This is a genomic window from Phytobacter cepae (assembly GCF_054165735.1).
In genome coordinates this window covers 4,818,918-4,841,754 of sequence record NZ_CM135107.1, presented here as the reverse complement: position 1 = coordinate 4,841,754, position 22,837 = coordinate 4,818,918, and the positions used below count along the sequence as shown (strand labels likewise).

The 22,837-nt window shown below is 53.3% G+C and carries 11 protein-coding genes, 1 tRNA gene and 3 rRNA genes; 12 read left to right on the top strand and 3 right to left on the bottom strand.

What is annotated here, in order from left to right:
- The first annotated feature begins 490 nt into the window (after window positions 1–490).
- The 9 genes from ACUY4Q_RS22650 (at window position 491) to aceK (ending at window position 12,439) form a co-directional block, all read left to right on the top strand.
- A 16S ribosomal RNA gene (locus ACUY4Q_RS22650) occupies window positions 491–2,030 on the top strand.
- Between the two features lie 85 nt (window positions 2,031–2,115).
- Window positions 2,116–2,191, top strand: a tRNA-Glu gene (locus ACUY4Q_RS22645).
- A gap of 218 nt (window positions 2,192–2,409) precedes the next feature.
- Window positions 2,410–5,315: ribosomal RNA gene (locus ACUY4Q_RS22640) — 23S ribosomal RNA — on the top strand.
- A gap of 195 nt (window positions 5,316–5,510) precedes the next feature.
- Window positions 5,511–5,626: ribosomal RNA gene (gene rrf / locus ACUY4Q_RS22635) — 5S ribosomal RNA — on the top strand.
- The 16S, 23S and 5S rRNA genes sit together here with 1 tRNA gene alongside, the layout of an rRNA operon.
- A 96-nt stretch (window positions 5,627–5,722) precedes the next feature.
- On the top strand, window positions 5,723–6,151 hold the full coding sequence (locus ACUY4Q_RS22630) for a YjaA family stress response protein (RefSeq protein ID WP_458044889.1): 429 nt from the start codon (window positions 5,723–5,725) through the stop codon (window positions 6,149–6,151).
- A 149-nt stretch (window positions 6,152–6,300) separates the two neighbouring features.
- Window positions 6,301–7,230, top strand: a complete 930-nt coding sequence (metA, locus tag ACUY4Q_RS22625; RefSeq protein ID WP_458044888.1) for a homoserine O-succinyltransferase MetA — start codon at window positions 6,301–6,303, stop codon at window positions 7,228–7,230.
- A 264-nt stretch (window positions 7,231–7,494) separates the two neighbouring features.
- Window positions 7,495–9,096, top strand: coding sequence for a malate synthase A (aceB, locus tag ACUY4Q_RS22620; RefSeq protein ID WP_458044887.1), 1,602 nt, complete (start codon window positions 7,495–7,497; stop codon window positions 9,094–9,096).
- Between the two features lie 215 nt (window positions 9,097–9,311).
- On the top strand, window positions 9,312–10,616 hold the full coding sequence (gene aceA, locus ACUY4Q_RS22615; protein ID WP_458044886.1) for an isocitrate lyase: 1,305 nt from the start codon (window positions 9,312–9,314) through the stop codon (window positions 10,614–10,616).
- 101 nt (window positions 10,617–10,717) lie between these two features.
- On the top strand, window positions 10,718–12,439 hold the full coding sequence (gene aceK, locus ACUY4Q_RS22610; RefSeq protein ID WP_458044885.1) for a bifunctional isocitrate dehydrogenase kinase/phosphatase: 1,722 nt from the start codon (window positions 10,718–10,720) through the stop codon (window positions 12,437–12,439).
- Between the two features lie 350 nt (window positions 12,440–12,789).
- Here aceK and ACUY4Q_RS22605 read toward each other — a convergent pair.
- Both ACUY4Q_RS22605 and iclR read right to left on the bottom strand, forming a co-directional pair.
- A protein-coding gene (locus ACUY4Q_RS22605; RefSeq protein WP_458043069.1) for an IS3 family transposase occupies window positions 12,790–14,147 on the bottom strand; the annotation gives its coding sequence in 2 pieces (ribosomal slippage) (window positions 12,790–13,697 and window positions 13,697–14,147; 1,359 coding nt in all).
- 255 nt (window positions 14,148–14,402) lie between these two features.
- Window positions 14,403–15,230 carry a glyoxylate bypass operon transcriptional repressor IclR gene (iclR, locus tag ACUY4Q_RS22600; protein WP_458044884.1) on the bottom strand — a complete coding sequence of 276 codons (828 nt, stop codon included), beginning with the start codon at window positions 15,228–15,230 and terminating at the stop codon, window positions 14,403–14,405.
- Between the two features lie 193 nt (window positions 15,231–15,423).
- Here iclR and metH point away from each other — a divergent pair, with 193 nt between their 5' ends.
- From metH to ACUY4Q_RS22585, 3 genes are all read left to right on the top strand, one after another.
- Window positions 15,424–19,107 carry a methionine synthase gene (gene metH, locus ACUY4Q_RS22595; protein WP_458044883.1) on the top strand — a complete coding sequence of 1,228 codons (3,684 nt, stop codon included), beginning with the start codon at window positions 15,424–15,426 and terminating at the stop codon, window positions 19,105–19,107.
- 386 nt (window positions 19,108–19,493) lie between these two features.
- The gene (locus ACUY4Q_RS22590; RefSeq protein ID WP_458044882.1) at window positions 19,494–20,777 is read left to right on the top strand and encodes an HAAAP family serine/threonine permease; all 1,284 of its coding nucleotides are present in this window, start codon (window positions 19,494–19,496) and stop codon (window positions 20,775–20,777) included.
- Window positions 20,778–20,841: 64 nt separating this feature from the next.
- Entirely contained in the window at window positions 20,842–22,209 is a 1,368-nt protein-coding gene (locus ACUY4Q_RS22585; protein WP_458044881.1) for an L-serine ammonia-lyase, read from the top strand.
- 57 nt (window positions 22,210–22,266) lie between these two features.
- Here the strand turns inward: ACUY4Q_RS22585 and ACUY4Q_RS22580 are convergent, their stop codons facing one another.
- Window positions 22,267–22,713, bottom strand: coding sequence for a helix-turn-helix domain-containing protein (locus ACUY4Q_RS22580; RefSeq protein WP_458044880.1), 447 nt, complete (start codon window positions 22,711–22,713; stop codon window positions 22,267–22,269).
- Window positions 22,714–22,837 lie beyond the last annotated feature (124 nt).

The following is a 22,837-nucleotide window of genomic DNA, read 5'->3' as shown; positions in this document are numbered from 1 at the left end:
TTATCTTTCGATCCAGACCACCACATTTCCTCCTCTATAAAGGTGTTCTTCCCGCGATTCCCGGTAAAGAAACGAAACGATTTGTGGATAACTCTGTGCGTAAAAGGGTATAAGGCGGGGTTTTGCTGGGGAATGCAGCAGTCAGTCATTTTTCTGTCATTTTTCTATTGCGGCCTCCGAAGAACTCCCTATAATGCGCCTCCATCGACACGGCAGATGTGAATCACTTCACACTAAACAGCCGGTTCGGTTGAAGAGAAAAAATCCTGAAAATCAGGGTTGACTCTGAAAGAGGAAAGCGTAATATACGCCACCTCGCAACGGTGAGCGAAAGCCGCGTTGCACTGCTCTTTAACAATTTATCAGACAATCTGTGTGGGCACTCAAAGTGACATGGATTCTTAATGTCTTCGGACAATAAATGAATACCAAGTCTCAAAGAGTGAACACGTAATTCATTACGAAGTTTAATTCTACGAGCATCAAACTTAAATTGAAGAGTTTGATCATGGCTCAGATTGAACGCTGGCGGCAGGCCTAACACATGCAAGTCGAACGGTAGCACAGAGAGCTTGCTCTCGGGTGACGAGTGGCGGACGGGTGAGTAATGTCTGGGAAACTGCCTGATGGAGGGGGATAACTACTGGAAACGGTAGCTAATACCGCATAACGTCGCAAGACCAAAGAGGGGGACCTTCGGGCCTCTTGCCATCAGATGTGCCCAGATGGGATTAGCTAGTAGGTGGGGTAACGGCTCACCTAGGCGACGATCCCTAGCTGGTCTGAGAGGATGACCAGCCACACTGGAACTGAGACACGGTCCAGACTCCTACGGGAGGCAGCAGTGGGGAATATTGCACAATGGGCGCAAGCCTGATGCAGCCATGCCGCGTGTATGAAGAAGGCCTTCGGGTTGTAAAGTACTTTCAGCGGGGAGGAAGGCGATACGGTTAATAACCGTGTCGATTGACGTTACCCGCAGAAGAAGCACCGGCTAACTCCGTGCCAGCAGCCGCGGTAATACGGAGGGTGCAAGCGTTAATCGGAATTACTGGGCGTAAAGCGCACGCAGGCGGTCTGTCAAGTCGGATGTGAAATCCCCGGGCTCAACCTGGGAACTGCATTCGAAACTGGCAGGCTTGAGTCTTGTAGAGGGGGGTAGAATTCCAGGTGTAGCGGTGAAATGCGTAGAGATCTGGAGGAATACCGGTGGCGAAGGCGGCCCCCTGGACAAAGACTGACGCTCAGGTGCGAAAGCGTGGGGAGCAAACAGGATTAGATACCCTGGTAGTCCACGCTGTAAACGATGTCGACTTGGAGGTTGTTCCCTTGAGGAGTGGCTTCCGGAGCTAACGCGTTAAGTCGACCGCCTGGGGAGTACGGCCGCAAGGTTAAAACTCAAATGAATTGACGGGGGCCCGCACAAGCGGTGGAGCATGTGGTTTAATTCGATGCAACGCGAAGAACCTTACCTACTCTTGACATCCAGAGAACTTAGCAGAGATGCTTTGGTGCCTTCGGGAACTCTGAGACAGGTGCTGCATGGCTGTCGTCAGCTCGTGTTGTGAAATGTTGGGTTAAGTCCCGCAACGAGCGCAACCCTTATCCTTTGTTGCCAGCGGTCCGGCCGGGAACTCAAAGGAGACTGCCAGTGATAAACTGGAGGAAGGTGGGGATGACGTCAAGTCATCATGGCCCTTACGAGTAGGGCTACACACGTGCTACAATGGCATATACAAAGAGAAGCGACCTCGCGAGAGCAAGCGGACCTCATAAAGTATGTCGTAGTCCGGATCGGAGTCTGCAACTCGACTCCGTGAAGTCGGAATCGCTAGTAATCGTGGATCAGAATGCCACGGTGAATACGTTCCCGGGCCTTGTACACACCGCCCGTCACACCATGGGAGTGGGTTGCAAAAGAAGTAGGTAGCTTAACCTTCGGGAGGGCGCTTACCACTTTGTGATTCATGACTGGGGTGAAGTCGTAACAAGGTAACCGTAGGGGAACCTGCGGTTGGATCACCTCCTTACCTTAAAGAACCTGCCTTTGTAGTGCTCACACAGATTGTCTGATGAAAAGTAAACAGCAAGGCGTCTTGCGATTGAGACTTCAGTGTCCCCTTCGTCTAGAGGCCCAGGACACCGCCCTTTCACGGCGGTAACAGGGGTTCGAATCCCCTAGGGGACGCCACTTGCTGGTTTGTGAGTGAAAGTCGCCGACCCCCGTATCTCAAAACTGACTTGCGAGTCATGTTTGAGATATTTGCTCTTTAAAAATCTGGATCAAGCTGAAAATTGAAACGACACATCGTGTCTGTTCTCCGTAATAAGAACAGAATGACGGTGTGTTCGAGTCTCTCAAATTTTCACGACACTGACGGTGTTTTACGAAACATCTTCGGGTTGTGAGGTTAAGCGACTAAGCGTACACGGTGGATGCCCTGGCAGTCAGAGGCGATGAAGGGCGTGCTAATCTGCGATAAGCGTCGGCGAGGTGATATGAACCTTTGACCCGGCGATACCCGAATGGGGAAACCCAGTGTGTTTCGACACACTATCATGTCATGAATACATAGTGGCATGAGGCGAACCGGGGGAACTGAAACATCTAAGTACCCCGAGGAAAAGAAATCAACCGAGATTCCCCCAGTAGCGGCGAGCGAACGGGGAGGAGCCCAGAGTCTGAATCAGCATGTGTGTTAATGGAAGCGTCTGGAAAGTCGCACGATACAGGGTGAAAGTCCCGTACATGAAAGTGCATATGTTGTGAACTCGAAGAGTAGGGCGGGACACGTGGTATCCTGTCTGAATATGGGGGGACCATCCTCCAAGGCTAAATACTCCTGACTGACCGATAGTGAACCAGTACCGTGAGGGAAAGGCGAAAAGAACCCCGGCGAGGGGAGTGAAAAAGAACCTGAAACCGTGTACGTACAAGCAGTGGGAGCACCTTCGTGGTGTGACTGCGTACCTTTTGTATAATGGGTCAGCGACTTATATTCTGTAGCAAGGTTAACCGTATAGGGGAGCCGCAGGGAAACCGAGTCTTAACTGGGCGTTAAGTTGCAGGGTATAGACCCGAAACCCGGTGATCTAGCCATGGGCAGGTTGAAGGTTGGGTAACACTAACTGGAGGACCGAACCGACTAATGTTGAAAAATTAGCGGATGACCTGTGGCTGGGGGTGAAAGGCCAATCAAACCGGGAGATAGCTGGTTCTCCCCGAAAGCTATTTAGGTAGCGCCTCGTGAATTCATCTTCGGGGGTAGAGCACTGTTTCGGCTAGGGGGTCATCCCGACTTACCAACCCGATGCAAACTACGAATACCGAAGAATGTTATCACGGGAGACACACGGCGGGTGCTAACGTCCGTCGTGAAGAGGGAAACAACCCAGACCGCCAGCTAAGGTCCCAAAGTCATGGTTAAGTGGGAAACGATGTGGGAAGGCACAGACAGCCAGGATGTTGGCTTAGAAGCAGCCATCATTTAAAGAAAGCGTAATAGCTCACTGGTCGAGTCGGCCTGCGCGGAAGATGTAACGGGGCTAAACCATGCACCGAAGCTGCGGCAGCGACGCTTATGCGTTGTTGGGTAGGGGAGCGTTCTGTAAGCCGTTGAAGGTGACCTGTGAGGGTTGCTGGAGGTATCAGAAGTGCGAATGCTGACATAAGTAACGATAAAGCGGGTGAAAAGCCCGCTCGCCGGAAGACCAAGGGTTCCTGTCCAACGTTAATCGGGGCAGGGTGAGTCGACCCCTAAGGCGAGGCCGAAAGGCGTAGTCGATGGGAAACAGGTTAATATTCCTGTACTTGGTGTTACTGCGAAGGGGGGACGGAGAAGGCTATGTTAGCCGGGCGACGGTTGTCCCGGTTTAAGCATGTAGGCGGAGGTTCCAGGTAAATCCGGTACCTTTTTAACGCTGAGGTGTGATGACGAGGCACTACGGTGCTGAAGTAACAAATGCCCTGCTTCCAGGAAAAGCCTCTAAGCATCAGGTAACACAAAATCGTACCCCAAACCGACACAGGTGGTCAGGTAGAGAATACCAAGGCGCTTGAGAGAACTCGGGTGAAGGAACTAGGCAAAATGGTGCCGTAACTTCGGGAGAAGGCACGCTGATGGTAGGTGAAGCGACTTGCTCGTGGAGCTGAACTCAGTCGAAGATACCAGCTGGCTGCAACTGTTTATTAAAAACACAGCACTGTGCAAACACGAAAGTGGACGTATACGGTGTGACGCCTGCCCGGTGCCGGAAGGTTAATTGATGGGGTTATCCGTAAGGAGAAGCTCTTGATCGAAGCCCCGGTAAACGGCGGCCGTAACTATAACGGTCCTAAGGTAGCGAAATTCCTTGTCGGGTAAGTTCCGACCTGCACGAATGGCGTAATGATGGCCAGGCTGTCTCCACCCGAGACTCAGTGAAATTGAACTCGCTGTGAAGATGCAGTGTACCCGCGGCAAGACGGAAAGACCCCGTGAACCTTTACTATAGCTTGACACTGAACATTGAGCCTTGATGTGTAGGATAGGTGGGAGGCTTTGAAGCGTGGACGCCAGTCTGCGTGGAGCCAACCTTGAAATACCACCCTTTAATGTTTGATGTTCTAACGTAGACCCGTGATCCGGGTTGCGGACAGTGTCTGGTGGGTAGTTTGACTGGGGCGGTCTCCTCCTAAAGTGTAACGGAGGAGCACGAAGGTTAGCTAATCCTGGTCGGACATCAGGAGGTTAGTGCAATGGCATAAGCTAGCTTGACTGCGAGAGTGACGGCTCGAGCAGGTGCGAAAGCAGGTCATAGTGATCCGGTGGTTCTGAATGGAAGGGCCATCGCTCAACGGATAAAAGGTACTCCGGGGATAACAGGCTGATACCGCCCAAGAGTTCATATCGACGGCGGTGTTTGGCACCTCGATGTCGGCTCATCACATCCTGGGGCTGAAGTAGGTCCCAAGGGTACGGCTGTTCGCCGTTTAAAGTGGTACGCGAGCTGGGTTTAGAACGTCGTGAGACAGTTCGGTCCCTATCTGCCGTGGGCGCTGGAGAATTGAGGGGGGCTGCTCCTAGTACGAGAGGACCGGAGTGGACGCATCACTGGTGTTCGGGTTGTCATGCCAATGGCATTGCCCGGTAGCTAAATGCGGAAAAGATAAGTGCTGAAAGCATCTAAGCACGAAACTTGCCCCGAGATGAGTTCTCCCTGACTCCTTGAGAGTCCTGAAGGAACGTTGAAGACGACGACGTTGATAGGTCGGGTGTGTAAGCGTAGCGATACGTTGAGCTAACCGATACTAATGAACCGTGAGGCTTAACCTTACAACGCCGAAGGTGTTTTGGCGTGATTTGAGAGATTTTCAGCTGATTCCGGAATTAAGTGCGCAATAATTTGCGCAGCAGCGAGGCGGCCAGCGAAGGAAAGGAAGGAGCATACTGAGGTATGTGACTGACTTTGCGAGCGCAGGCAACGCGGCTGATGCGATAAAGAATTGCGTACAGAGCACAAAGAATTTGCCTGGCGGCACTAGCGCGGTGGTCCCACCTGACCCCATGCCGAACTCAGAAGTGAAACGCCGTAGCGCCGATGGTAGTGTGGGGTCTCCCCATGCGAGAGTAGGGAACTGCCAGGCATCAAATAAACAGAAAAGCCTCATGCGAAAGCATGAGGCTTTTTTGCTATGGTTACATCTGAAAAAATGTTGAACGTAATGCTAAAGGAATTGGCTATGACTGTTCTGTACGCCCAGATTTATCAAAATCGCATGGTTGTTCGCAACCTCGAGACTCGCCAGCAGGTCTCCGGCAATCATATTTTCAGCAACACGCGTATTATTATCGCTGACTTCTTCGCAGCACAGGGTTTGCTGGGTCAGCTTATCGAGCAGACTGCTCCCCGCTCCATCTGGCATCGTCTTCCCGGAGTGGGAAACCTACAGATCCTGACCCACGCGCTGGAGATGAATGAAGGTGGGTTATCACCGGTAGAAGAACGCGCACTGCTTGAAATGACCTTTGGCGCCTCGCGAGGCAGGTGTAAATATCCAAAAGTCATTGCTGATGAATCCCTTCTGACCGATGACCAGGTCATCGCAGCGCTTAAACGCCAGCACGAGTCATCCACCCGACCGGCAAACAGATCCAACATTATCAACTAACCTCATCTGAGACCCACGTTACGGCCGTCGTCGTGACGTGAAACTTTCTCACCTTTCACATGCAGGCTCGACATTTGGGTTATTCCTGGGTATCTTTCCAGCTGTCTGGATGTCTAAACGTTTAAACGTATGCAGTGAGGATATAAGTTATGCCGATTCGGGTGCAGGACGAGCTACCAGCCGTCAATTTCTTGCGTGATGAAAACGTCTTTGTCATGACGACATCTCGTGCAACAGGTCAGGAAATTCGTCCGCTGAAGGTGCTTATCCTCAATCTGATGCCAAAAAAAATCGAGACGGAGAACCAGTTCCTGCGTCTGCTTTCCAACTCTCCGTTGCAGGTTGACGTCAGACTGTTACGTATTGATGCACGTGAGTCCCGTAATACGCCCGCTGAACACCTGAATAATTTCTACTGTAACTTCGACGAAATCAGCGAAGAAAACTTCGATGGTCTGATTGTCACGGGTGCGCCGCTTGGTCTGGTTGAGTTTAACGATGTGGCCTACTGGCCGCAGATCCAGCAGGTGCTGGAGTGGGCTAAAGATCATGTGACCTCAACGCTGTTTGTCTGTTGGGCTGTCCAGGCGGCTCTTAATATTCTGTACGGCATTCCCAAACAGACTCGCGAAGAGAAACTTTCAGGCGTATACGAGCACCATATTCTCCATCCACATGCGCTTTTGACCCGCGGTTTTGACGATACTTTCCTGGCGCCGCATTCACGCTACGCCGACTTCCCGGCAGCACTGATCCGCGACTATACCGATCTGGATATCCTCGCTGAAACAGACAGCGGTGATGCTTATCTGTTTGCCAGCAAAGACAAGCGTATCGCCTTTGTTACCGGCCATCCGGAGTATGATGCCGACACCCTGGCGGGTGAGTATTTTCGGGATGTGGATGCCGGTCTTTCCCCGGACGTTCCCTATAACTATTTCCCCAAAGGCGACCCGCAGAACAAACCGCATGCCACCTGGCGCAGCCATGGAAATCTGCTGTTTATCAACTGGTTAAACTATTACGTTTACCAGATTACGCCATTCGATCTGCGTCATATGAACCCTACGCTGGACTGATCTTCCTCCAGGATCGTTAACCGTTTCAGCAGCGCTTAAAGGCACCTTCGGGTGCCTTTTTTATTTCCGAAACACCCTCCATGTTGTATGAAAACTTTAAATCATTTGTTATCAATACGTTAAATGCATTTTACATTTAAAATGGAAATTGTTTTTGATTTTGCTTTTTAATTGAGTAGTCTTAATTCTGCTGAACGAAAAAACGGCAATGATCATTCGTTCGCATTGGGGGATGTATTCGGATCAACGACGAGGAGCTGCGGAATGACACAACAGGCGACGACCACGGACGAATTGGCTTTTAAAAAGCCTTTTGGCGAGCTGGAAAAGCATATTCTCACGCCAGAAGCGGTGGAGTTTCTCACTGAACTGGTTACGCGCTTTACACCGCACCGTAATAAATTGCTGGCTGCACGCATCCAGCAACAACAGGATATTGATAATGGAAATCTACCTGATTTTATTTCGGAAACGAATTCCATTCGTGAAGGTGACTGGCAAATCCGTGGTATCCCGGATGACCTGAAGGATCGTCGTGTGGAGATCACCGGGCCCGTTGAGCGCAAGATGGTGATCAATGCGCTCAACGCAAATGTGAAGGTCTTCATGGCGGACTTTGAGGATTCTCTGTCGCCGGACTGGAGCAAAGTGATTGAAGGGCAGATCAACCTGCGTGATGCGGTGAATGGCACCATCAGTTATACCAACGAAGCCGGCAAAATTTACCAACTCAAACCCAATCCGGCGGTCCTGATTTGTCGTGTGCGTGGTCTGCATTTGCCGGAGAAACATGTGACCTGGCGCAATGAAGCCATTCCCGGCAGCCTGTTTGATTTCGCCCTCTATTTTTTCCACAACTATAAAGCATTACTGGCAAAAGGTAGCGGCCCTTACTTCTATCTGCCAAAAACCCAGGCCTGGCAGGAAGCGGCCTGGTGGAGTGAAGTCTTCAGCTATACCGAAGATCGCTTTAACCTGCCCCGCGGTACCATTAAAGCCACACTGCTGATTGAAACGCTGCCTGCCGTCTTCCAGATGGATGAGATCCTGCATGCGCTTCGCGACCATATTGTGGGCCTGAACTGCGGTCGCTGGGATTACATTTTTAGCTATATCAAAACCCTGAAAAACCATCCGGATCGGGTATTGCCGGATCGTCAGGTGGTCACGATGGATAAGCCATTCCTCAACGCCTATTCGCGGCTGTTGATTAAAACCTGCCACAAGCGCGGTGCTTTCGCGATGGGCGGCATGGCGGCCTTTATTCCCAGTAAAGATGCTGAGCGTAACAACCAGGTACTCAGCAAAGTTAAGGCCGACAAAGAGCTTGAGGCGAAGAATGGCCACGATGGTACCTGGATTGCCCATCCGGGGTTGGCCGACACCGCCATGGAGGTCTTCAGCCATGCGCTGGGCAATAACACCAATCAGCTGTCCGTCACCCGTTCTGAAGATGCCCCGATTACGGCGGATCAACTGCTGGCTGCGGCTGATGGCGAACGCACGGAAGAGGGGATGCGCGCCAATATTCGCGTAGCGGTGCAGTACATCGAAGCCTGGATCTCCGGCAATGGTTGTGTACCGATTTATGGACTGATGGAGGACGCGGCCACAGCCGAAATCTCCCGTACCTCTATCTGGCAGTGGATCCACCACGAGAAAACGCTCAGCAACGGTAAACCTGTTACCAAAGCCCTGTTCCGCCAGATGCTTGCGGAAGAGATGCGGGTTATTCAGGACGAGTTGGGGGAACACCGCTTCAGCAGCGGCCGTTTCGACGATGCTGCACGGTTGATGGAGCAGATCACCACTTCCGATGAGTTGATTGATTTCCTGACCTTACCGGGCTACCGCCTGCTTGCGTAATACCCAGGCTATTTTGTTCGCCATTTTGGCTCCGGGCAGTGCTCTGACAAAACGCAACGCGTTTTGAACGCCCTCCGGGCGGTCCCGAAGGGATGAGCAAAGCGCATAATCCTCACGTACTGCAAGTACGCTCCGGTTTTTGCGCGGCTTCCCGAAACCAAACTGCCTTCACCAATAACGCCTGGGAAGCCAGGATGAAAATGGAGCATCTGCACATGAATACCCGTACCCAACAAATCGAAGAATTACAAAAAGAGTGGACTCAACCACGCTGGGAAGGCATTACACGTCCCTATAGTGCGGAAGAGGTGGTGAAATTACGCGGTTCCGTTAACCCGGAATGCACCCTGGCGCAGCTGGGTGCCGCGAAAATGTGGCGTCTGCTGCATGGCGAATCGAAGAAAGGTTATGTGAACAGCCTCGGTGCACTGACCGGTGGACAGGCGTTACAACAGGCAAAAGCGGGTGTGGAAGCCATCTATCTCTCCGGCTGGCAGGTGGCAGCAGATGCCAACCTGGCCTCCAGTATGTATCCGGATCAATCGCTCTACCCGGCTAACTCCGTTCCCTCCGTGGTGGATCGGATCAACAACACTTTCCGCCGTGCGGATCAGATCCAGTGGTCATCCGGTATTGAACCCAACGATCCACGCTATGTGGATTATTTCCTGCCGATTGTCGCCGATGCGGAGGCCGGGTTCGGTGGCGTACTGAACGCCTTTGAACTGATGAAATCGATGATTGAAGCCGGTGCAGCGGCCGTCCATTTCGAAGATCAGCTCGCCTCGGTGAAAAAATGCGGTCATATGGGCGGTAAGGTGCTGGTGCCGACGCAGGAGGCGATTCAAAAACTGGTGGCTGCGCGTCTGGCTGCCGATGTGCTGGGTGTTCCAACGCTGGTAATTGCCCGCACAGACGCTGATGCAGCGGACCTGATCACCTCTGACTGCGACGACTACGATAGCGAGTTTATTACCGGTGAACGCACCAGCGAAGGCTTCTACCGTACCCGTGCCGGAATCGAACAGGCAATCAGCCGCGGGCTGGCCTATGCGCCGTATGCAGACCTGGTGTGGTGTGAAACCTCGACGCCGGATCTCGAACTGGCGAAACGCTTTGCCGATGCGATTCATGCCAAATTCCCCGGCAAGCTGCTGGCCTATAACTGCTCGCCGTCGTTTAACTGGCAGAAGAACCTGAACGATAAAACCATCGCCAGCTTCCAGCAACAGTTGTCAGACATGGGTTACAAATATCAGTTCATCACCCTGGCGGGCATTCACAGCATGTGGTTCAACATGTTTGACCTTGCGCGTTCTTATGCGCAGGGGGAAGGGATGCGTCACTACGTCGAAAAAGTGCAGCAACCGGAATTTGCCGCCGCCAAAGAGGGCTACACCTTTGTGTCTCATCAGCAGGAAGTGGGAACAGGCTACTTCGACAAGGTAACCACCATTATCCAGGGAGGCACCTCGTCAGTGACGGCACTGACCGGGTCGACGGAAGAGTCGCAGTTTTAATCAATGCCCGGTGGCGCTGCGCTTACCGGGCCTACAACGAAATGTAGGCCGGATAAGCGAATGCGTCATCCGGCATGACTCGGTGCCGGATGGGGAAAAAGATGTCGCGTGGCCTGGAACTACTGATTGCACAAACTATTCTGCAGGGCTTCGATGCCCAGTATGGCCGTTTTCTTGAAGTCACTTCCGGTGCCCAGCAACGCTTTGAGCACGCCGACTGGCATGCCGTGCAGCAGGCGATGAAGCAGCGTATCCACCTTTACGATCATCATGTGGGGCTGGTGGTAGAACAGCTTCGCTGTATCACCGATAACCAGCGCCCCGATCCCGACTTTCTACTTCGGGTTAAAGCGCACTACACCGGTTTGCTGCCGGACTACCCGCGTTATGAAATCGCCGAGAGCTTTTTTAACTCCGTGTATTGCCGATTGTTCGATCACCATGCGCTAACGCCCGAACGTTTATTTATTTTTAGCTCCCAGCCTGAGCGCCATTTTCGCGGGCTCGCTCGTCCGCTGGCGAAGGATTTTTATCCTGATGCGGGTTGGGAAACCATGTTGACACGCGTGCTGAGCGATTTACCGCTGCGTCTTCCCTGGCAAGACAAAGCGCGCGATGTGGCAGACATCATTGCCCATCTGGTCGAAACCTTTGGTTCTGAGGTTCTAAGACAGGCGCATCTGCAAATCGCCAATGAACTTTTCTATCGCAATAAAGCGGCCTGGCTGGTCGGTAAACTGATCACGCCTGCAGGGACGCTACCCTTTCTGTTGCCGGTGCACCGCAGCGACGAGGGTGAACTTTTTATTGATACCTGTCTGACGGCAATTTCAGAGGCCAGCATCGTGTTTGGCTTCGCCCGCTCCTACTTTATGGTTTATGCCCCCTTGCCTGCCGCGCTGGTGGAGTGGTTACGGGAAATCCTGCCGGGCAAAACCACCGCTGAACTGTATATGGCCATTGGTTGCCAGAAGCATGGCAAAACCGAGAGCTACCGCGAATACCTGACCTATCTTGCGGGCAGCGATGAGCAGTTTATCGAAGCGCCGGGCATTCGCGGCATGGTGATGCTGGTCTTCACCCTGCCTGGCTTCGACCGGGTATTTAAAATCATTAAAGACCAGTTCCCGCCGCAAAAAGAGATGAGCGCCGCCCATGTGCGTGCCTGCTATCAACTGGTCAAAGAGCATGACCGCGTGGGGCGCATGGCGGATACCCAGGAGTTCGAAAACTTCGTGCTGGAAAAGCACCGGATAGCACCGGAGTTAATGGCGCTGTTACTGAAAGAGGCGCCACAAAAAATCACTGATCTCGGCGATCGCATCGCCATCAGCCACCTTTATATTGAGCGGCGGATGGTGCCGCTCAATCTTTGGTTTGAGCGGGTAAGTGGCCAGCAGCTACGCGATGCGGTTGAGGAGTACGGAAACGCGATCCGCCAGCTTGCCGCCGCCAATATCTTCCCCGGCGATATGCTGTTTAAAAACTTCGGCGTTACCCGGCATGGGCGTGTGGTGTTCTACGACTATGACGAAATTTGCTACATGACTGAGGTGAATTTTCGGGATATTCCGCCGCCACGCTACCCGGAAGATGAGATGAGTGCGGAACCCTGGTACAGCGTGACACCGGGGGATGTCTTTCCCGAAGAATTTCGTCACTGGCTGTGCGCCGATCCACACATCGGACCGCTATTTGAGGAGATGCATGCCGACCTGCTGCGCGCAGACTACTGGCGCGGGTTACAAATGCGCATCAAGAACGGTCATGTCGAGGATGTTTACGCTTACCGGCGACGCCAGCGATTTTGCATGCGAAGGTAAAAGCAAAACGGCAACTTCTGTTGCCGTTTTTAGTGTTTGCTCCCTCTCCCCGTGGGCTGAGGAATCCCCAGTAATGTTACGTTTTGCAGCGTTATCATTGCCCAATGAGAATAAAACAGTTACAGCGATGACAGGGTCCGGCTGAAAATCGACGAAGCGTATCCGTAAGGCCGGGGTGCCGCGCAGGGATGCGCGGCGAGGGCGACTTTACACGGACGTTTCCTTCGCCCGTCCCCGATAAGCCTGAAGGAATATGCGCAGTGGACCGCGCCAGCGGCGATTTTCCTGGCCGGGAGCCCGGGTCGCCAGGGCGGTGGCGGTGCACTGAACCCCAGTTCCTGGACACTTTTTTATTCGTGTCTTTCTGCCTGAGCCCGGTATGCCACCGGGCTCATCCCGCCCGTTTTCAGGCTGATCCGTTCGTTATTGTAGTAGCGGATATACACCCTGATATCGCGCTCCAGTTCTTTCACGGAACCGTATTTCTTACGGTAGTACATCTCCACCTTCAGATGGCTGAAGAAGTTTTCTATCACTGCGTTATCAAGACAGTTCCCTTTACGCGACATGCTCTGGGTTATCCCGGCTTTCTCCAGCATTAACCGCCATGCCGGTGTCCGGTAAGCCCAGCCCTGGTCGCTGTGTAATATCAGACCTTCTTTGTGTCTGCCGGCTTTCACTGCCCTTTGCAGCATCCTGCAGACCAGAGGCTGTGACGGGCTGGTCGACATATTCCAGGCCACGATTTCATTGTTGAACAGATCCTGCAGGGCAGACAGATACAGTTTCTGCCCCGCGGCCCGGAACTCCGTCACATCCGTACACCACTTCATCCCACTTCGTTCAGCGCTGAAGTCCCGGGCAAGAAGATTAGAGGATGCCAGCCCGGCATCCGGCATGTACGAGCGATATCTTTTCCGGCGCAGCTGACAGGTCAGGCCGTGTTCTTTCATCAGCCTGCGCACGGTTTTGTGATTGAGCATGAAGCCCTGATCACGCAGCGCTTTTGTCATTCTGCGGTAGCCATAACGCTGAGCATGCCGCTGGCTGATGGCCTTCATCGCGCTGACGGCCTCCGCATAACGTTCAGTATCATGTGCTGGATGCGAGACATGATAATAATACGTGCTGCGTGACAGTCGCGCGGCATACAGCAGGCAGGGCAGCCTGTGTGCCGCCAGTAATGACTGCACTATTCTGGTTTTTTTTGCTGCTCCCTGAGCGCGCTTTCCTCCCTCAGGGCTTTCAGCTTTTTTAAATAAGCATTTTCCGCACGCAGATATTCCAGTTCCCTCTGAAGCTCTCTCGGGGTCATTTCACTGAATGGCTTCGCGCCAGGAATGTACTTTTTCTGTGACATAGCGGGTCCGGGTCTGGCAGAGTGAAGCGCCTTTTTACCCCCTTTCCGGTAACGCCTCATCCAGTCGAGAATAAGGGATTCATTGGGGATAGCGAAGCGCACGGAAGCCTCCGCGTAGCTGCACCTGTTTTCAATGACGTAGCGGACAACGCGGAGCCTGAATTTTGCAGTATAGGCACGGGCAGGACGGTCCTCCAGCCCGGCTTTACCCAGGCGTCTGAAGGCCCGCAGCCAGCGGGTCAGCGGTGTCCTGCCAACACTGAACAGGCGGGCCGTTTCCTTGATAGAGGAATGCCCGGCCATGTAATGCTGAACAGCAGCAAGCCGGATGTGAAAAGGATATTTCATCGTACTGAACCTCCAGACTGAGAAATCTGGTGTCCAGGATCCTGGGTTCAGTGCAGGTGAACCGCCCTGGCACGTTCACGGGTTCTGGAGCGATAGAAAAGCAAGGAACATAAGGTGAACGGAATGCCCCTCAGAGCCGCATGCTCCCCCTCACCCTAACCCTCTCCCCGGTGGGGCGAGGGGACCGTCCGTGCACGCATTTTTACTGGGGATTCCTCACCCCCGTGGGAGAGGGCCGGGGTGAGGGCATCTGCCTCAGCGCATACCGCCCCAGGCCAGCGTTACCTCTTTTGCGCCTTTGATTGCCATCGCCCCCAGTTCCGTCACCCGGTCGTCGGTAATACGCGAAATGGGGCCGGAAATAGAGATGGCAGCAAAAGGCACGCCGTGCTCATCATAAATACAGGCGGCAACGCAGCGCAGGCCAAGAGCATGCTCTTCGTCATCAAAGGAGTAGCCGCGTTTGCGCGTCTGGGCGAGGTCCTCTTTCAGGTGCACCGGCGACACTAGGGTAGCGTGAGTATAAGCATGCAGCCCTTTGCGGTGTAACAGGCTGGAGACCTGATCGTCATTGAGATTAGCCAGAAACGCTTTCCCTGCGCCAGAGGCGTGCATCGGCAGCTTGCCGCCAATCGGTGCGGACATGCGCATGAGCTGAGTACACTGTACCTGGTCGATAATAATGGCCTGATGATCGCTCTGGTCCAGCACCGCCAGATTCACCGTTTCGCCAGAGTTTTCCATAAGGGTGCGCAGAATCGGGTGCACAATCGCCATCAGATTACGGCTTTGCAAAAAGCTACTGCCGACGATAAAGGCATGCGCCCCAACGGACCAGTGGCCCAGTTCGCCCACCTGGCGCACAAAGCCAAGCTGTTGCATGGTGGTCAGTAAGCGGTGCGTGGTGGAGTTAGGCAAGCCCGCCTGCTGCGCCAGCTCGGTTAAGGCCACGCTGCCGTGGGATTCCGCAATCGACTCCAGCAATTTAAGTCCACGGGTTAACGACTGGACCTGACCGGTGGGTTGCGCGGTGGCAGCGGTAGAGGGTTTTCTGCCGCGTTTGGCGGGCACATTGGCAACCATGGCTGGCTCCTTTTCTGTATCGTGGAAATCATTTTCGTTTTATAGAATTATAATGCAACCCCACAAAATACTGATCGGATGAGTTCAGGTGAACATCTCTCATGTTACCCCCGTGCGACTTTTCCGACCTGACAGTTTGTGCCAGTATGTCCTGCTGGCCTTTTGGCCTGGTTGAGCGTCGTCGGGAGCACGTGTGAGCAGCAAAGTTGAGCAACTAAAGCAGCAATTAAACGAACGTATTCTGATTCTGGATGGGGGCATGGGCACCATGATCCAGAATCAACGTCTGAGTGAGCAGGATTTTCGCGGCGAGCGCTTCGCCGACTGGCCCTGCGATCTTAAAGGTAACAACGACCTGCTGGTCATCACTCAGCCGGAGGTGATTGCCACTATCCACTCTGCCTATTTTGCGGCAGGCGCAGATATCATTGAAACCAATACCTTCAACTCGACGACGATTGCGATGGCGGATTACCAGATGGAATCCCTGTCGGCAGAAATCAACTTTGCCGCGGCGAAGCTGGCACGCGCCTGTGCCGACGAGTGGACCGCCCGCACGCCGGAAAAACCGCGCTATGTTGCCGGTGTTCTCGGCCCGACCAACCGCACGGCGTCCATCTCACCAGACGTTAACGACCCGGCGTTTCGTAACATCACCTTTGATGGGCTGGTGGAGGCGTATCGCGAGTCAACCAAAGCGCTGGTGGAAGGGGGTAGTGACCTCATCCTCATAGAAACGGTCTTCGATACCCTCAATGCCAAAGCCGCGATTTTTGCGGTGAAAGAAGAATTTGAAGCCCTCGGCGTCGACCTGCCGATCATGATTTCCGGCACTATTACCGATGCCTCTGGTCGTACGCTCTCCGGGCAGACCACCGAGGCCTTTTATAACTCCCTGCGCCACGCCGATGCGCTCACCTTCGGCTTGAACTGTGCGCTGGGGCCAGATGAACTGCGTCAGTACGTGCAGGAGCTTTCGCGCATTGCTGAATGCTACGTGACCGCGCACCCGAACGCCGGCCTGCCCAACGCCTTCGGCGAATACGATCTGGATGCGGAAACCATGGCGGAACAGATTCGTGAATGGGCCGAGGCGGGCTTCCTGAACATAGTAGGGGGGTGCTGCGGCACCACGCCGGAACACATTAAAGCAATGAGCGATGCCGTTGCAGGGTTGCCGCCGCGCAAGCTGCCGGACATTCCGGTCTCCTGCCGCCTGGCGGGCCTGGAGCCATTGAACATTGGTGACGACAGCCTGTTCGTCAACGTCGGTGAACGTACCAACGTTACCGGCTCGGCGAAGTTTAAGCGACTGATCAAAGAAGAAAAGTACAACGAAGCGCTGGACGTTGCTCGCCAGCAGGTCGAAAGCGGCGCGCAGATTATCGATATCAACATGGATGAGGGGATGCTCGACGCCGAAGCGGCGATGGTACGTTTCCTTAATCTGATCGCCGGTGAGCCGGACATCGCCCGCGTGCCGATCATGATTGACTCCTCCAAATGGGACGTCATCGAGAAAGGGCTGAAATGCATTCAGGGCAAAGGCATTGTTAACTCGATCTCAATGAAAGAGGGAGTAGAAACCTTTATCCATCACGCGAAGCTGGTGCGCCGTTACGGTGCCGCGATGGTGGTGATGGCCTTTGACGAAGTGGGCCAGGCGGATACCCGCGAGCGCAAAATCGAGATTTGTCGCCGGGCGTATAACATCCTGACCAAAGAGGTGGGTTTCCCGCCGGAAGACATCATCTTTGACCCGAACATCTTCGCCGTGGCCACCGGCATTGAAGAGCACAACAACTACGCGCAGGACTTTATTGGCGCGTGTGAAGACATCAAGCGCGAACTGCCCCATGCCATGATTTCCGGTGGCGTCTCCAACGTGTCGTTCTCGTTCCGTGGTAATGATCCGGTGCGTGAAGCGATCCACGCCGTTTTCCTTTACTACGCCATTCGCAACGGCATGGACATGGGCATTGTGAACGCCGGCCAGTTGGCGATTTACGACGACCTGCCTGCCGAGCTGCGTGACGCGGTTGAAGATGTGATCCTCAACCGCCGCGATGACGGCACCGAGCGTCTTCTCGATCTGGCGGAAAAATATCGCGGCAGTAAAACTGATGAAACCGCCAACGCCCAGCAGGCGGAATGGCGCAGTTGGGATGTGAAAAAGCGTCTTGAGTACTCGCTGGTCAAAGGCATTACCGAGTTCATTGAGCTGGACACCGAAGAGGCCCGTCAGCAGGCTTCGCGCCCGATTGAGGTGATTGAAGGTCCGCTGATGGACGGCATGAACGTGGTCGGTGACCTGTTTGGTGAAGGGAAAATGTTCCTGCCGCAGGTGGTAAAATCGGCCCGCGTGATGAAGCAGGCGGTGGCCTACCTTGAGCCGTACATTGAAGCCAGCAAAGAGAAGGGCTCCAGCAACGGCAAGATGGTTATCGCGACCGTTAAAGGCGATGTGCACGACATCGGCAAAAACATCGTCGGGGTGGTGCTGCAGTGTAATAACTACGAAATCGTCGATCTGGGCGTGATGGTGCCGACGGAGAAAATCCTCAAGACCGCGCGCGAAGTGAACGCTGACCTGATTGGGCTGTCTGGTCTTATCACGCCATCGCTGGATGAAATGGTCAACGTGGCAAAAGAGATGGAGCGCCAGGGCTTTACCCTGCCATTGCTGATTGGCGGTGCGACGACCTCGAAAGCGCATACGGCAGTGAAAATCGAGCAGAACTACAGCGGCCCGACGGTTTACGTGCAAAATGCTTCGCGCACCGTGGGCGTGGTGGCTGCACTGCTGTCGGACACCCAACGTGATGACTTCGTGGCCCGTACCCGCAAAGAGTACGAAACCGTGCGTATTCAGCATGCCCGCAAGAAACCGCGTACTCCACCGGTAACGCTGGCCGCTGCGCGCGAAAACGATCTGGCGTTTGACTGGGCAAGCTACACGCCGCCTGTTGCACATAAGCTGGGCGTGCAGGAAGTGGAGGCCAGCATCGAGACGCTGCGCAACTACATCGACTGGACGCCGTTCTTTATGACCTGGTCGCTGGCCGGCAAATATCCGCGCATCCTCGAAGATGACGTGGTGGGCGAAGAGGCAAAACGCCTGTTCCAGGACGCCAACGATATGCTGGATATGCTCAGCCGTGAGAAGACGCTCAATCCGCGCGGCGTGGTCGGTCTGTTCCCGGCAAACCGCGTCGGTGACGATGTGGAAATCTACCGCGATGAGAGCCGCACTCAGGTGCTGACCGTCGCGCATCATCTGCGCCAGCAAACGGAAAAAGTCGGCTTTGCAAACTACTGCCTGGCCGATTTCGTCGCACCCAAACTCAGCGGAAAAGAAGACTACATTGGCGCCTTTGCGGTGACCGGTGGCCTCGAAGAGGATGCGCTGGCAGAGGCTTACGATGCGCAGCACGATGATTACAACAAAATCATGGTGAAAGCGGTGGCAGACCGCCTGGCCGAAGCTTTTGCCGAGTACCTGCACGAGCGTGTGCGTAAGGTCTACTGGGGCTACGCGCCGAATGAGAACCTCAGTAATGAGGAACTCATCCGCGAGAACTACCAGGGGATTCGCCCGGCACCGGGTTACCCGGCCTGCCCGGAGCATACTGAGAAAGGCACCATCTGGGAGCTGCTGGATGTGGAAGCGCACACCGGCATGAAACTGACGGAATCCTTCGCCATGTGGCCGGGCGCATCGGTCTCGGGCTGGTACTTCAGCCACCCTGACAGCAAATATTTTGCCGTGGCGCAGCTGCAGCGCGATCAGGTTGAAGATTATGCCCGTCGCAAAGGGATGTCGACTCAGGAAGTGGAACGCTGGCTGGCGCCGAACCTGGGATACGACGCGGATTAAGTCTTCTCGCCATTAACGACTTCCTCGGCCTGATTTATCAGGCCGTTTTTTTGTCTTCTGTTCAGCTATAAATTATCATCGGAATATTTTCTATTAATCGTATGACAATTATAATTGTCATTAGCTGCCTTAGTATATATAACTATATAAAGTGTTAATTCGCGCCGTTATTAATAAAGTATTAAAAATGATACCTCAAGATAATATCAAAAATTAGGTGCTATTTTTGATACCTTAAAAGTCACCTCTTTAAATCAGGTTATGTGATCGCTGTAAATAACTAAGCTTAGCCTTATTTTATAAAATAACAAAATAAAGACAGCGTTCTTATTACTTGAATATGAGCCAAATTAATTTGGCTTAAATATCTATTACAGAGGCCATATATGGAAAACGTTCAAAGTACTCTCGCCACGCGTGAAGGCAGCGGCTGGAGAAAGAGTGATACCGTCTGGATGCTGGGTCTGTACGGTACTGCGATTGGTGCAGGCGTACTTTTCCTGCCCATTAATGCCGGTGTGGGCGGTTTAATTCCGTTAATTATTATGGCCCTGTTGGCCTTCCCAATGACCTTTTTTGCTCACCGCGGTTTAACCCGTTTTGTTCTCTCCGGTAAAAATCCGGGTGAGGATATTACCGAAGTTGTGGAAGAGCATTTTGGTGTGGGTGCAGGTAAGTTAATTACGCTGCTCTATTTCTTCGCGATTTACCCGATTCTGTTGGTGTATAGCGTAGCCATCACTAACACCGTCGACAGTTTTATTACCCACCAGTTGGGGCTGGTCTCGCCACCGCGTGCCATTCTGTCACTGATTCTGATTATCGGTATGATGGCAGTCGTGCGCTTTGGTGAAAAAATGATCGTTAAAGCGATGAGCGTACTGGTGTTCCCGTTCGTTGCCGCACTCATGATGCTGGCGCTGTACCTGATCCCACAATGGAACGGTGCGGTTTTCGATACGCTCTCTTTCAGCATTGCAGCACCAACGGGTCACGGCCTGTGGATGACCCTGTGGCTGGCGATCCCGGTTATGGTCTTCTCCTTTAACCACTCGCCGATTATCTCCTCTTTCGCCGTCGCGAAACGTGAAGAGTACGGTCAGGATGCGGAACGTAAATGCTCCCGCATCCTCGGTTTTGCCCACATCATGATGGTGCTGACGGTGATGTTCTTCGTGTTCAGCTGCGTCCTGAGCCTGTCGCCGGAAAACCTGGCGGAAGCGAAAGCCCAGAACATCTCCATCCTCTCTTACCTGGCGAACCACTTTAACGCCCCGGTGATTGCCTGGATGGCACCGATTATCGCCATGATCGCCATTACCAAATCCTTCCTTGGCCACTACCTGGGCGCGCGTGAAGGCTTTAACGGCATGGTGATTAAATCTCTGCGTGGTAAAGGAAAATCCATCGAACTCAACAAACTGAACAAAATTACTGCGCTGTTCATGCTGGTGACCACCTGGATTGTTGCCACCCTGAACCCGAGTATCCTCGGCATGATTGAAAACCTGGGTGGCCCGATTATCGCTATCATTCTGTTCCTGATGCCGATGTATGCCATCAATAAAGTGCCGGCGATGCGCAAATACAGCGGTGCGATCAGCAACATCTTTGTGGTCGCGATGGGTCTGATTGCCATCTCCGCCATCTTCTTCTCTCTGTTCAGCTAACTTCCCCGCGCCGCCTGACTCGGGCGGCGCTTCCGTTTTGCTCAGCAACTCGCATGGGTGCCACATGATTAGTGTTTTCGATATTTTCAAAATCAGCATCGGGCCGTCCAGTTCCCATACCGTCGGACCCATGAAGGCAGGAAAACAGTTTGTTGATACCCTGCAGGAAAAAGGCCTGTTACATAAAGTCACGCGGCTGGTGGTGGATGTATATGGCTCGTTGTCATTAACCGGTAAAGGGCATCACACGGATATCGCGATTATTCTTGGTCTGTCCGGCTATTTACCGGAGACGGTCGATATTGACGCGATTCCGGGTATTATCCGTGACGTTAATACTCATCAGCGCCTGTTTATTGAAGAAGGAAAACGTGAAATCCAGTTCCCGGTAGTGGAGTGCATGCGTTTTCACAACGAATTTCTGCCGCTGCATGAAAACGGCATGAGTATCACCGCTTTTTGCGATGGCAAAATTGCCCATTTCCAGACCTATTATTCCATCGGCGGCGGTTTCATCGTCACCGAAGAGAACTTTGGCAAAAGCCAGGATGCGGATATTGATCTCCCGTTCCCGTTTTACTCTGCGCGTAATTTACTGACCCACTGCCACGACAATTGCCTGTCCATTTCTGCGGTGATGATGAAAAACGAAATCGCCCGTCATGGGCGTGACAACGTTGAACAAAATATGGCGAAGATCTGGGAGACCATGCGTAACGCCATTAACCGTGGCATGAGCACCGAAGGCATTCTGCCGGGGCCGCTAAAAGTGCCGCGTCGCGCATCTGCGCTGCACCGCGTGCTGGCACCGCAAAGCCACTCGATGAGTCCGTTAAGTGCGATGGACTGGGTCAACATGTTTGCCATGGCCGTCGGTGAAGAAAACGCCGCTGGCGGGCGTGTGGTAACGGCTCCGACCAACGGGGCATGCGGCATCATCCCGGCGGTGCTGGCCTACTATGACCGCTTTATCAAAACCGTGACGCCAGAAATCTACATGCGCTACTTCCTGACCGCTGGCGCAGTGGGCATCCTCTATAAAATGAACGCCTCGATTTCCGGCGCGGAAGTGGGCTGTCAGGGTGAAGTCGGCGTAGCATGCTCAATGGCCTCTGCCGGGCTGGCTGAGTTGCTGGGTGGCAGTCCTGAGAAGGTCTGCATCGCGGCGGAGATCGGCATGGAGCACAATCTGGGGCTGACCTGCGACCCGGTTGCCGGTCAGGTTCAGGTCCCTTGTATTGAACGTAACGCTATTGCTTCGGTGAAAGCCATTAACTCGGCGAGCATGGCGATGTACCGCACCAGCGACCCGAAAGTTTCGCTGGATAAAGTCATCGAAACCATGTTTGAGACCGGCAAAGATATGAATGCGAAATACCGTGAAACGGCACGTGGCGGGTTAGCCATTAAAGTGGCGGTGTGCGAGTCCTGAGTCCCCTAAAAAAATCGCCTGCATTGCAGGCGATGTCCTTTCAAAAACGCGCTGTTGTTACTCTTTCTTCTCGATATCCGGTGGCTGATGCGACCAGACCACGCTGTGTGAGGCCGAAGAGGTATACCACTCATTGATGGTGGAGTGGGCATCGCCTTTTTGTTCTGCGTCAGGCGCATATTTCTCTTTCGGCGGAGAGGCCTGTTTTTTACGAATGCGGATACGGGCCGGGACGGCAGCGTTAATCTGTGCGTTAAACGCGCGAATGTGCGAGTCATACAGAATGGATTCGAGCTGATGCAGGCGATCAAGGCCCCGCAGAATGCCAATCAAGGTGCTGAGCGTAACAGACTCCCCCAGCTCTACGCGTTTGATGGTGGCGGCACCCACCTGGGCACGTTCCGCCAGCTCTATCTGCGACAGGCCAAGTTGCATTCGGGTTTCTTTAATTCGGCGACACAACTCGGAAATAATGTCACTGTCGGACATCGTACTGAAACGCATCTCACTTCCTCAACTGCCAGGTGATTCAGGAAATATTATTTAACATAATAAATTATAAATAAAGCGGATAATTTTAAATTTGCGATGATAACAACACTGTTTTTTCTTTAACAAAGTTTCTACA